This window comes from Haloarcula sp. 1CSR25-25, from assembly GCF_032027985.1.
Lineage (GTDB): Archaea > Halobacteriota > Halobacteria > Halobacteriales > Haloarculaceae > Haloarcula.
Genome location: NZ_JAHYBW010000005.1, coordinates 1 through 13,185 on the forward strand (window position 1 = coordinate 1; position 13,185 = coordinate 13,185).

Here is a 13,185-nt window from a genome sequence, read left to right on the forward strand (position 1 = left end):
ACGCCTGTGGAGACTGCGCTCCCTGTGGATACACCCGTATCTGCAAAGCGCGTCGTGGAAGCAGGAAGCCCTACCCTCAAGGAGCGAACGGCGCAAGCCGTGAGCGAGTAGGGTAGGGTAGTTCACTGCAAGAGCTCGACGTGTTGAATCGATTTCAGTGCCAGCAATCTGAGGACTCGGTGCTCTGACTTGGGAACTGATGACTCCATTCTCACCAACAGGAATCGTACCGACGCCGGCTGCATGGGCTGCATCGTCGAAGGCAGTAAGTGCTGATGCCTCAGCCGCCAAGTACGATTTATGCACGCCCCGCCGATAATCGGTGGCTTGCCCGATTCCTTTACGAAGATGCTTGTCGCCTTTGGCCTCAACAGCGATGAGTTCGTTTCGCCCGAGGATGCCGACGAGATCAGGCGTGCGACTGGCGATCGTGATTGAGTCGTTGAGTCCACAGTTGGGGCGTTCGCAGACAGTTGTCCGGACCTTGTCGTATGATTCGTCAGATCCTGGATCAACGAACAGGACTGCTCCCTTGCTGTTGAAATACCGGATGACAGCATCCAGGACAGTAGCTTCGTCCATCAACCAATCCCTGATATTACATCCATATTATTGTTGTGACCAGTTCAGGGTGAGACTGATAGACAAGTGTATTTATTTTAGTTCTGTTACTGAAAGTTACAGTGGCCGGTAGGAACGAGGTGAGACACACCCTGTTTCGAGTGTAATTCGGCACGTCTGTCACTATTTATAGTGTTCTCGGGATCCATCTCCCCTCATGAGTTCTGCAACGTCCTCTACGTTCTCGAACGCTGCGAGAAGTGCATACTCACGGGCGTCTGTCTTTGCGATGTCGTCTGTCTTGAGCTCCGAAGCAATCTGGCTCCGAAACTCCGCTTCTCGCGAGACGACTTTATGACGAGCGAAGAAGTTGAGGCGATTGTCTCGTTCGTCCCCGACGTTACTCCGACGCACGAAGTACGGATACTGGTGGCCACTGGTCTGGTGTGATCTGGTATCGCTGGCCGTCGAGGTACTCGTCGTACTCTCTTCGCTGGTACTATTCGCTTCCTTCGCTCCTGAGGACCCCCGGCCGTCATCTGCTTTCTCAGAGGTGACCCCCTTGGGTTCCCAATTATCCGCCTCTTTGTCTGCGATGTCATCAATCTCCTCAGCGGTTTCCTGTGGCTCGCCGTCTACTTCTTCCTCATCGTTATTCCGGAGTGTCTGTGTGGTGACGTCCAAAATATCAGAAAATCTTCCTGTCATCATCGATTCCTCAACGCCTAACAGTATCGCGACGGCTTCTGAGACCGAAGGGCAATATGGAGTGAGAGTTCGCCGACATTCAGCATTTGCTGCGCATGAGCGGCGTTTCGACCTACGCAGATTCTATTCATCACCATCATATTAGCAGGACTACTCCCACACATGCTCGTATTCGCAAACGGCTTGGAAGTAGCTTGGTTCGTCGACGACGGGTCGAGGGATGACTCCGTTGTCGAAATTGCTTAGCTGCCCGAGGTGAATTGGGAAGTGGCCAGTAGACGGGTCGTCGTCTCCGCTTGTGGCAACGAGCCGTCGGTTGACGAGTCGCAAAGTGGCTGTATCGTCTTCCTGCTCGGCTGTTTGTTTCCACTGTTTGATGGCACGTCGGACGGCGGATTGTTTCGCTGGTGCGATGTCATCTTTCGGGACGTTCACCCAGACGTGAGCATTCTCTGTGATGTATAATCGACCGGCTGTTCCGCGATACTTTTGATATTTACTGACGAGTTCTGGATGGTCAAAGGCTGATTCGAACCGGTAGTCTTTCCATTTCCAGAACAACGTCTCATCATGGCTGACGCTCCAACGTTCCCCATGATGGAACGGAAATCCCTTCCACACTTTGATACTATATTTCCGTGGTTTCGGTGGGTCTAAGTCTACCTCGTCGAATTCGAGTGTGCCTGAGAGTTTCCCAACGTATACCGGAATCCATCCCTTGTCGAGGGGGGCTTCATCGATGTGCTTGTACTCGTCGGCTTTGACCTTCGTCAAGACTTCGTTGTCAGCAGTGACTCGGAAACTCCCGTACCCGCCGGTTTTCCCGATGAGAGCGAGTGCGCGATGTAACCCGTCTGGTGGCTCTGTGTAAATCGCAAGATCGCGTTGTTCCCATTTGAGGACGGCGTCGTCAAAGTCGTCATCGGAGACGAGACTGTACTTCGACCCGCGATACGCAGACGGCCATGGTTTCCATGGTTCCAGTGTGATTGATTTTTGATTTTCTACTGGTACGCTCGTCGACTCCTCTTTGAGTGTTGCCGTCATTGAGAATCTCCTGTATGGCCACTATTCACTGCATCCAGAGCATTAGCCAGCGAGCCGAACTCTTTCTGATAATATTCTACCGGATACGAACCATGAGTTCGAACATCTTTCCAGGACATCATTTCATCCGCATCTTGTTTCGCTTCTAAGAGGTCAAACACTAGCTCTTTCCGGTCAGTCTCATCATATGTGATTAATTTCTCATCCGTATCGTCCGACGCCTTGTTTACAGTCCCTGTGCCCTCATCATCGGATGGCTTTGACTCCTGCTTTCCATCCTTGATGTCATCAACAAATCGGTCAAACGCTTCAAAGTCGCCGTCTTCACTGGGATCCGCGTACAGTGTCCCGGTTTCGCCGGCAGTGGGTTGGGTGCCGCGGAGTGGATCATCTCTGGCGGTTGAGCGGTCCAAGCCGGTTCCCTGCTTACCCCTGTTTGTCTCTGTCCGCTCAACTGTCGAGGGTGGGGTATCTCCCTCAACAGGTGTTGTGAGAGAGTCGATATCGAATGCTCGATTGATTTCGAGAGGATTGATGGTCTTCCTCGGGTCTGGGATTGATGGGAGTTCGACGAGGTCAGTGAGCGGCCCATCGTGGGATTCACCGTCTTCGAGTAGTGTGCCGACGACAACCATTGGGATTCTGGCCCGGCGGAACCATTCTTCGACATGCCCGGCATCGAAACAGTGGATGTCGTGTTCATCGGCGGAATCGAGGGCCTCGTCGGTGAATGCCCGATTCGTGACGATAGCCAGTTCAGAGGGACTGCTGATATCGTCTGGAACGACCGGTCCGTCAAGTAAGGCGTCGATGTGGTTGGTATCAACAGTCCCTGATGGGGTTGAGACGATGCGCAACGCGACGGTCATCTGCTGTCGGTGCCAGACAAGATCTGTTTCTACCTGCGTGGCCCCGGGCGGGCGTACCGTATTCCCGTCGAACTGTTCGAGTGCAAGCCCAATGAGTCGAGCAGCTTCGCGGTTCGAAACATACTCTAGGTCGTCGACGGCGAGTTGGTTCGTTACGGGCTCACGCGGTTCTGCGTCCGTGGCTTCGGGTTGTGAGAGCTGAACCGTCGCTGCTGACGTGTCTTGGGAGACAGGGATAGTCTGAATGATGTGTTCGACACGAGACAACGGGACGTCATCGAACTCGCGTTGTGCAAGATATTCAGCAATACGGCTCGTCGATATATCGTTCGCTAACCCGTTTTCGACGGTCGCACGGATGTTGCCCGGGTCATACCAGGAGAAGGATTGTTCGCTATCGCTCATAGTCGCCCTCCGGAGAGCCGGGCAAGTAGCCCCGTTCGATACTGTTCGATTATATCACCGGAGTCGCGTTCGAGCACAACAATCTCGTTCGACCGTACGAGTCGCTTCCCGTAGACTACAACGAATGCCGGGTTGGTACTGATGAGCATTGAGCGGAAGCTGAGTGAATCCGGGAGTGTGTCCTCGACTTTCGGCTGGAGTGATTCGTTTTCAGCTAACTCGTGACAGGTGCGACATTCCCCGTTATCCACAGCAGTCGTGGCAACGGATTGTCGGCACGTGGTACACGTCGTTTGGTGCTCTGTACACACCGCTTTCTGTAGAACCGGGTCGGTGTGAGCGTGTTCGGAGCACAGGTTCGCCTCGTCAATGACGCACGTTTGTAGGTGATTCTGGCACCGGGGCTGGTCGAGGTCAGTCTCGTCTTGACAGACACTGCACGACGCGATGTGTTCGTGGCAGTGTCGGTCCTCGTCGTCAACGCATTCAGTACTATCTGCGGCGCAGATTGGGTTGTTGCAGGTGCCACAACGGGAGTGATGGTCGGCACAGAAACTCTCTTTACAGTGGATACAGTCTGCACTGTCTGAGAGGCACGCCGTCTCACCGCAGGATTCGCAGGTCTCTCGGTCAGTGCGACAGACGAGATCCCCGCAGTTGTGACATTCCTCTAGATGGTCCGTGCAGAACGTGAAGTCACATTCTGTGCATGTAGCTGAGTGAGTGACGCAATGTGGTTGATGACAACCGAGACACCCCTCAGTGTGGGTGGCGCAATGTGGTTCTTCACACGTGGTACACATCGTCGCGTCGTCCTCGCATAACAGATCGCCGCAGTGTGCACAGGTTTGGACGTGGGCCTCGCAGACGCTCTCACCGCACGTATCACAGGCAATGATGTGGGAATCACAGTGTGGTTGCTCGTCGACAGTACACGTGGTTTGATCGGTCTGGCAGAGTACTTTGTCGCAGGTAGCACAGTCCGCACGGTCATCCTGACAGACGTGTTCGCCGCACCGATTGCAGGCTTCCAGATGTTCAGGAGTGAATTTAGTGCCACAATCAGCGCACTCTGCTGCATGGTCCAGACAACGGACTTCGTCGGTATCATCGGCGGTGGCAGAGTGTGCCGGGCAAAACGCCTCTTTACAGACTGCACAGAATCGGTTGTGCTCGGCGCACACCGTCTCATCGGTATGAGTACACGTGTCTTGGTGGTGGCGGCAAACGACGCCATCACAGTACGCGCAGTCAGTAACGAGGTCGACACAGTAGGTTTCCTCGCATTGTGTACACGTATCTGAGTGGATATTGCAGAGCACGGCGTCGTGGTCTGTACACCGGGATCGGTCTGCCGGGCAGAGAACGTCCCCACACGTAGCGCACGTGTCGCTGTGTTCCGGGCACAGGTCTTTTTCACACGTTTCACACGTCTCTGCGTGCACATCACAGGTAACAGCGTCACAGACATCACATTCTATCCGATCAGTCTCACAGATATCGTCGCCGCAAGCGGTGCACGCTTCGAGATGGTCAGTACAGAACGGTTCAGCACACAGGTCACAAGAATTCGTGTGTGTTGGGCAGGTGATATCGTTACACTCCGTGCAGGTTCTGGAGTCGTCAGTACAGACGATGTCATCGCAGACACCGCACTCCCCGCGGTCCGTTCCACAGATTTCGAGGCCGCACGTCTCACACGCTGTCAGGTGCTGTGTCCCGAAGGGATCTGCACAAATGTCACACTCGTTGCTATGGGCCTCACAGAGTTTGTCGCTGCAACCGGTACAGTCGATAGTATGGTCGCTGCAGAGGGTCTCTCCACAAGTGCCACATACGGTAGAATCGGACTCGCAGACGGTACGGTCACAGGTCGTACACGCGTCTAAGTGTCGCGCTCCGAATGAATCGGCACAAATCTCACACTCGTTGCTATGCGTGGCACACAGCGCATCACTGCAACCGGCGCAGTCAATAGCATGGTCTGTACAAATCGTGTCTCCACAGGTACGACAGTTCTCGGAGTCAGTTGCACACACACTGCGGTCACAGGAGGCGCATGTAGAGAGATGAGCGCTCCCGAATTTGTTCCTACAGATCTCGCATTGTTCAATTGACTCAGCGCAGTGATACCCGCTGCATCCGTCACAGGCGACGGCATCGTCGTGACAGCGCGTCTCACCGCACGTCTCACAGGTCACTCGGTCGTCAGGACAAACGCCAACCCCACACGCGGTACAGGACTCAAGATGATCGTCACAAAGCGTGCCTGTACACTCATCGCAGACGCCAGAATCAGCATCGCAATACAGATCACCGTCAACGCGGCACCTATGGAGTTGCGAGTCAGCATGGAATGTCCCGCAACTGGTACATTCTTCACCGCAAGCCAAACACGTTGAATTCTCGGTCACAGCACATGTATCGGTATGGCTGGTGCACACTGCTCGGCCGCACTCTTCGCAGACCGATCCACACTGGTGACATTCGACGCGGCCACACAACTCACAGGCCGCAACTGGTGTATCACAATTTGGACAACCGGTTGCACTACACTCTTGACAGATGTTTAGACAGCCAGCACAGATAACGCTACCACACTCGCACACTTGCGGCCGGGTTTCTTGGTCAAATGATGTCTCGCACGTTGCGCACCCGAATTGAAGCGTTTCCCCTGTTGCAGGTGCATAACGAGCCACCGCAGTACCAGACCGTTCACCGTCATCGATTGAAAGTGTGAGACTGCCGACATCGTGGGAAAGTAGCGTCATCCCGACGAGGGAAATGTTCACCGTGACATCATGCCGGTCAACCATGTCCTCTATCTCGTCGCCTTCGCGTTTATCGAATGATTTTCGTCGTTTTCGGAGCGCGCCACCGTGCAGTTCGTCTGCAAGTTCTTCCCGTCGCTGGTCGTACAAGTCACTGATTTCTTCTGCTCGAGTTGATGCAGCTTCGGTGGCCTCATCAAGTAACTCGGCCGCATCGTCTTCGATTCGTCGTTCAATCTCCTCGACAGCCGTCGTGTATCGCTGTTCGATTGTGTCGCCTGACGGGTTGATATCGCTTGTCTCGTGGGACCAGCCGAGCGTGCTGGTGTGAGCCAGTAATCGCTCGGTAATGGCGGGTTGAGGACTCCCGTTTCCCAGGTCTAGCGTGACGGTCTCAAATCGCTCCCGATGAAACGACGAAACACTCTCCATCTCGACCAGAAAATGAAACGCGACGGCGTCGGCTGTCTGTTCTGGAGTGAATTCATCAATCCTTGCTGTCGTTTCGGAGACATCGAGCACGTCAGGAAGGGTGACCTGCATATCGGCAGCCGTGAGATACAACTGTCCGACTGAGATTTCTTGTTTTACTAATTCGAGTAATTGGTTGAACGCGAGGGAGCCAGGTTGGACGAGAATCTCATCACGACCAGGTTGCTGGTCTTTCGGGTCAAACACCACGGCGACTTCACGAGATTCTGCGAGATTACTAAGTGGGCCTGGTAGTCTGACATGCCAAGAATCCGCGTTGCGTCGGTTGACGTCGCCGCCGTATGCTTCAATCGTTGTCGCAGTGAATCGACGCAGCTCCAAGCGATTGAGTGTGCTAACGTCATCAACGCTCATGCGCTCTCACCGAACTCAAAGCCGTCAAACACGCCGCGGTTGAAATCGTTCATTTTCTCTGCGGCTTCGGTATTTTCTTCCAGGTCAACTGCCATATCCTCGAAGTTATTTTCGAGTTCGACTTTTGAATCGGCGTGGCGTAACTGTTCGAAGACTTCCCGTTCGAAGTCGGATCCAGACTTTTCCATGCGGGAGAGGATATCTCGGAGTCCGCCGATGGATTGATTGAACAGATCGATCTTCCCGAACAGTTTGTTCAAGACGTGTTCCTCAATCGTGCCCTCCAAGGCCATATTGAAGACGTGGACCTCGCGGTCTTGCCCGATACGGTCGACGCGCCCGATGCGCTGCTCGACTTTCATCGGATTCCACGGCAAGTCATAGTTCACTAAGACATTGCAGAACTGCATGTTCCGGCCCTCACTGATCGAATCAGTGGCAACCATAATGCCGCCCTCATCTTTGAACTGCGCCACTTTCCGTTCTTTCCCCTTGCTGGAGAGGTCTCCGTTGACAATATGGACTGGCAGATTTAACCCTCGGATACTCTCCGCGATCGCGTCCTGTGTTGGACGGAACTGCGTGAACACAATTGCCCTAGTGGTCCCGATTTGGTCCTGAATCGTTTCGATGACATTCTGGAGCCGTTCCTGCTTGGTCGTCCGATCGATATCCTCGATAATCGACTGAATATCGCTCAACGCGCTCCGTTCTCCCTTTGAGAGAATCTTTTCTTTGTCAGCCAGCCACCGGTCAATCGTTTTGTCGACCGCGTACGGGCTTGACACGACTTCTTTCTGCAGAGTGAACAACACTAGGTGCCGAGCATCGTCACTAGAGTAGTTCGATCGGACATAGTCCGTGACCGCATCGTACAGCTCTGTCTCGGCTGCTGAAGGCTCAAATACGTTCGTATGGACGTTTCGGTTCGTAAAGTCGATTTTTGTCTCTTCACGACGGTTCCGAATCATCACACGATTGAGTTTCTCCTGCAGTTCCTCGCTACGTTTGATTTGAGCATCATCACTATCGACAACATACCGGTTGTCGAACTGTTGTCTGGTTCCGAGCATCCCGGGGCGGATGAGATCAATAATGTTGTAGAGGTCAGAGATGTCGTTTTGAATCGGTGTCGCGGTCGCAAAGAACGCCTCTCCGTAGCTAAGTTCGTCCATAAGTTCGTATCGCATCGTGTCGTCGTTGCGAACATAGTGAGCCTCGTCAAGAACAGCAACATCCCATCGGCGTGAGAGAACGTCGTCTCTGTTGGTTTTCGATTTGGCGGTGTCGACACTAGCGATTATCTTATCATGCGCATCAAATCCGCAGAAATTCTCATCGTAATTACAAACGAAGTCTAGTCCGAACTTCTCTTCAAGTTCTTTCTGCCATTGTGGGGCCAATTGGGCTGGGGTCAGGATGAGAAAACTGTCTCGAGTGTCCCGGAAATCCATCTCCTTGAGAACCATACCGACCTCTATCGTCTTCCCGAGTCCAACTTCATCGGCGAACAGAGCTCCACCGCTCATTTTGAACAAGGCACGGTGGGCGGCCTGAAGTTGGTGGTCTAGCAGTTTGATCCGGTCTTTAATCTCCTCAACAGAGAGTAACTCCTGTTGCCCTTGTGCGATTTCGAACTCCCGGGCCTGCACATTGAGGAGGTGGCTCGTCACGTTCGAAGTGTCCGTTGAGAGTGCCTCTACTGCAGTAGAGGGTTCATCGATAGAATATGATAGCTCCGGCCCAATCCCGGATTTCGAAACCTCTTGTGACATCTACTCGTACAATCTGGTACGCAGATGATAAACTCCACGTTGCCTTTTCAGGTAATGATAATCACACGTAGCAATACCAGAAAATACTATCAAATAGTCTACTTCTTTTCAATTTGGTCGTCAGACATATATTTCGGGCTGTGAATACATCATGAAACGGTCCCTCTGACCGTCACCAGCTACCGATGACATCAAGACATGAATCCGGCGACAGATGGACTGAACATTATCGTGGCTATCGACTGCGGACGAACCCGGACGGTGATGTCTGGTGGCAAGCCTACCAAGGAACTGACCGACTGTACCTGGAGCCTGCACCTGAAGACCTCGTCGAGTCACTACTAGAACTCAAACGCCTCGGTGGCCGTATTCGGATTACTGAAGGGAACGATGTACTCACACGGGCCGAAGAGGGCGACGAATACGAAACTTACTGGATCGGATCCTTTGACCTCAAGGGCGAGTTAATCCCACCAGAGGACCCAGATTTCAGTGTACCAGTACAGCCTGACGACTTGGAACCCGGTGACTTCTGGCCAAGCGTGTATGATGGTGCGAAATACTCATTCGGACCAGGCGTCGAGCGAATTTGGTGGGACAACCCACAGACGCACAAGCGACATCCAGTCCAAGAATCGCTTTCACAGGAGTTAGTGACAACACTGTCGCGGTACAAGCCACAGGGCGGTTCATTGCGTGTCACTCCATGGAACGATATTCTGACACTTGTGGATTTAGACAAACTCCCGTCACAAACTAAAACGGAATTCGATTCGCTCCCGCGTGTGGTGAAGAACCTCATTGCGCTTCGACGTGACCGTGGAGGCGTCCAAAAGCTCCCAATTTACGCCGGGCAGGTCGATGATACGCCATTCTCTATTGATGATCCCCCATCGTTGACCGACCCCTTCGAGCAAGAAAGTGGCGGGGTCGATAGTTGGCTTGATTCGCTCGGTGAAACATCACAGACAGATGTCGACAACCACACTGTGAGTGGTTCAGAAATCGAATCAGATCCGGGTAATGAGCACGATACTGATATCCCCGACGATGACCCGGTTGATTGGTAATCGATGGGGCGACGCTTCCCACCACCGCTGTTCGGTGTTGAAGAGACTGCAGACAGAGCACGGTGCTTTATCGACATTGCTACCGCCTCAATTGAACCAATAGAAAAGACGGAATTCGTTCGTCGCGCTCGCTTACGGTTACTGAAACCAGACGGAGAAAAATATTCTGAGCAGTATCTTCGCCGCATCGTTTCAACGTATATCCAGTTGGGTGTCCTTCGGCAAACACAAGATGGAGTCACAGTTTACGAGTTCGCCCACGACTGGAGATCGGGCGAACTTGAGTTTGAGACATTCCTCTGGTACGCCGTCAAGCAATCATGGGCGCTTGAAGGGTCCTTCCCGGAGGGAATCGAGGGGTTGTATAATATTCACCACGTCGTCAAACAGGCAAGTGAGCCAGTACGTAGGGGCACAATCCGAACACGTCTCGGGGAAAAGTACGGATACGAATTCAATGAGGAGGGAATACGCGGGTACCCACTACTGTTAGAGAGCATGGGTGCATTGCGTAACGGTGAGGATGGGTATGAAACGACAAGTCCTGAGAAATTCAGTGAACGGTTCCGTAACGCCGATATTCTGTGGCAGTTCGAGCAGTGGCTCAAACGGGAAGGCCCGAACACAACACCGCCCTCGGAGAGAGTGAAACGTGACCTCGCAAAGTACTATATGTACCGTGAATCCGGCGGGCATGGCCAACATCGGCAACTCCTCGATACAGCTAGACGTGATTATCTCGACGAGTCGGTGCTGACGGATTCGTCGGAACCGCGACTCCAACGGTCAAAAACGTACATCAAGCAACGGCGGCATCGTCGAAAACTCCGAGAGACAATCTGTGCAGAGTTCGATTCATTCACCCCGCAAGATCTCGCTGGTCTGTCGACAGCAATGTTGGAACAGATCGCCGATGCAGACACGGAAGTTGCGGCAATGCGAGCGAAGGCGAACGCTGGTAGCGGGTTTTCACGAGCGACTCTTGAAGCGATGGTCCCAGATCGGCAACCGTACACGTTTCCTGAAGCCTTCGAACTGTACGACTGGCAAAAAGAAGCCGCTACAAAATGGTTCACTGGCGAAGAGACGGATACGGAGCGCGGTATCGCACAGGTGGTAACCGGTGCTGGGAAAACGGTGATGGCGCTTGAAGTCATACGTCAGTGGCTCGCCGACCACCCAGATGGCGTGGTGACAGTTATTGTTCCGACGAAGGTGCTCATGCATCAATGGCTCGAAGAACTCGTCGAAACACTCGGTGTCCCGGCTGACGGCATCGGCTGGCTTGGCGACGGGCATAAGGACGGATTTGAGGGTGAATATCGGGTCCTTGTCTCGATCGTTAATTCGGCGGTCAAAGATGGGGCACTGTCACAGACGCTTCGAAATGCCGATGTGCGTGATCATCTGCTCATTGCCGACGAATGTCACCGCTACACCGGCGACACATTCTCTGAAGTGTTTGACTGTTATAGAACCGCCAGCTTGGGTCTTTCTGCAACCCCACTGTCTGACCCCACCGCTGACGAACGGAGTCCTGAAGACGAGATGCTGGTTGCCAACCTCGGCGATATCTACTACGAACTGTCGTACGATGAAGGCCAACGTCGTGGCCTCATTCCGGACTTCCGGATTAATTACATCGGGTTTGACCTCACCGATGCCGAACAAATGGCATACCAGCGCCTAACCGACGCGGTGGTTGACGCCGTCACGGATATTGAACGGCAGTACCAGAACCGGTTATACGAACTCAATGGAAGCTTTTCACGGAAACTGCAAATTATTCGGAACAGCGCTGACAAGGCGACGCCAGCGATCTCGGATTATTTCAAATACACACAGGAGCGGCGAGAATTGGTGGCTGACGCCGTCGCTCGGCAAGCCGTAACACTGGAACTGCTTGAAGAAAGCGTGGACAACGAGCAGAAAGCGATTGTTTTCCAAGAGCGAATCGAGCAGTTGGAGCGGATGGTTGCCCCGAAAGAAACTCGGGGCCGTGATGCACGGACTGGCGAAATCACCGATACAGATGTTGACCGTGCGCACCTCTACGAACGCTACCCGGCACTGGAACGAATCGACGAGAAATTGGAAGAACTGTTCTTCACGGCGAGTTACCGTCCAGTGATGTACCACTCCGGACATCGGAACAAAGCCTGGAATGATTTCGCCATCGAATGGTTCAGCGACGAGGGGTTTGCAAACGTAATGCTGAGCGTCAAGGCGTTGATCGAAGGCGTCGATGTCCCATCAGCAGACGTGGGTATCGTTCGTGTCTCTTCAGGGAGTATAAGACAGCGTATCCAAACGCTGGGTCGTATCCTTCGGACCGGCGAGGATCCAGACAAACAAGCGGAGCTGTTTGTTCTGTATGCACGAGATACCGTCGATGCGAACATCTTCGAGCGATACGACTGGCGGGAAGAATTCTCACAGGCAGAGGTTCGCCATCTCACATGGGAAACCGAAGAAGATGCGATTACTGGCCATCTCAGACCTGCAACCGAGAATGAAATACCGGACCCACCGACCAGCAAAACGATTCCAGATCCCGATGAGTTAGGACAAGGCGATCCGTACTCGGGCCCAAGCGAGGGATTCGAGTTCAGTGTTGATGCCGAGGGCCGTCCGTTCACCAGAACACAGGACGGTAGGAAATTTATTCAGTCAGAAAGCTACCGAGACATCGCTTCGTTCATCCATGCTGAGAAAGGTGGCGGGAGCGTGACGGTCAACGAAGCAAACCATGCAGTGACCTATCTCGGTGACTCACTCGTCTTCGTCGGCGTCGTCAAGGATCCCACTGAGATCGATTATATACAAGATTCCGGTGGCAGCTTAACGGACAAATCAGATATTACCCTCGATGAGATGGGCGAATAGACGTGAATTCTCTTCAATAGAATGGCGTGACGCTCTTTTGGCGTAGATTGTGGGTGTGTTAAAGTGCAGAGTTGAACTGACGGGATGCGTGAGGTGTAACTGAAACGGACCGGAGCACCTACCCATCACAAATTTAATGCCCATAGAGAATATATTTGAGCCTGATTATGCTCAAAGGGCATTATGTTACTCCCTCGCTCAGCACACGCTCACTGCGGTCCAGGCCGACAGTCTCTCTGGTACGGTT

At 53.2% G+C, this 13,185-nt stretch carries 7 protein-coding genes and 1 pseudogene; 3 read left to right on the plus strand and 5 right to left on the minus strand.

Annotated features, from left to right (window positions below):
* The 4 genes and pseudogenes from KZ498_RS14560 to KZ498_RS14575 all read right to left on the minus strand — a co-directional run.
* Positions 1 to 582: pseudogene (locus KZ498_RS14560) on the minus strand (hypothetical protein); the annotation flags it as partial.
* Positions 583 to 744: 162 nt separating this feature from the next.
* On the minus strand, positions 745 to 1,272 hold the full coding sequence (locus tag KZ498_RS14565; protein WP_312619727.1) for a hypothetical protein: 528 nt from the start codon (positions 1,270 to 1,272) through the stop codon (positions 745 to 747).
* A 147-nt stretch (positions 1,273 to 1,419) separates the two neighbouring features.
* Positions 1,420 to 2,316, minus strand: coding sequence for a hypothetical protein (locus KZ498_RS14570; RefSeq protein ID WP_312619728.1), 897 nt, complete (start codon positions 2,314 to 2,316; stop codon positions 1,420 to 1,422).
* A complete protein-coding gene (locus tag KZ498_RS14575; protein ID WP_312619729.1) occupies positions 2,313 to 3,590 on the minus strand; it encodes a hypothetical protein in 1,278 nt (425 codons plus the stop codon). The genes KZ498_RS14570 and KZ498_RS14575 overlap by 4 nt, the downstream gene beginning before the upstream one ends.
* Before the next feature lie 854 nt (positions 3,591 to 4,444).
* On the opposite strand from KZ498_RS14575, the gene KZ498_RS14580 reads away from it, so the two are divergent.
* Positions 4,445 to 4,894 carry a hypothetical protein gene (locus KZ498_RS14580; protein ID WP_312619730.1) on the plus strand — a complete coding sequence of 150 codons (450 nt, stop codon included), beginning with the start codon at positions 4,445 to 4,447 and terminating at the stop codon, positions 4,892 to 4,894.
* A 2,309-nt stretch (positions 4,895 to 7,203) separates the two neighbouring features.
* Here KZ498_RS14580 and KZ498_RS14585 read toward each other — a convergent pair.
* Positions 7,204 to 8,982 (minus strand): SNF2-related protein, encoded by a 1,779-nt coding sequence (locus tag KZ498_RS14585; RefSeq protein ID WP_312619732.1) that lies wholly within the window; start codon positions 8,980 to 8,982, stop codon positions 7,204 to 7,206.
* A gap of 185 nt (positions 8,983 to 9,167) precedes the next feature.
* Here KZ498_RS14585 and KZ498_RS14590 point away from each other — a divergent pair, with 185 nt between their 5' ends.
* A complete protein-coding gene (locus KZ498_RS14590) occupies positions 9,168 to 10,052 on the plus strand; it encodes a hypothetical protein (RefSeq protein WP_312619733.1) in 885 nt (294 codons plus the stop codon).
* 3 nt (positions 10,053 to 10,055) lie between these two features.
* The gene (locus tag KZ498_RS14595; RefSeq protein WP_312619735.1) at positions 10,056 to 12,938 is read left to right on the plus strand and encodes a DEAD/DEAH box helicase family protein; all 2,883 of its coding nucleotides are present in this window, start codon (positions 10,056 to 10,058) and stop codon (positions 12,936 to 12,938) included.
* The last annotated feature ends 247 nt before the right edge of the window (positions 12,939 to 13,185 follow it).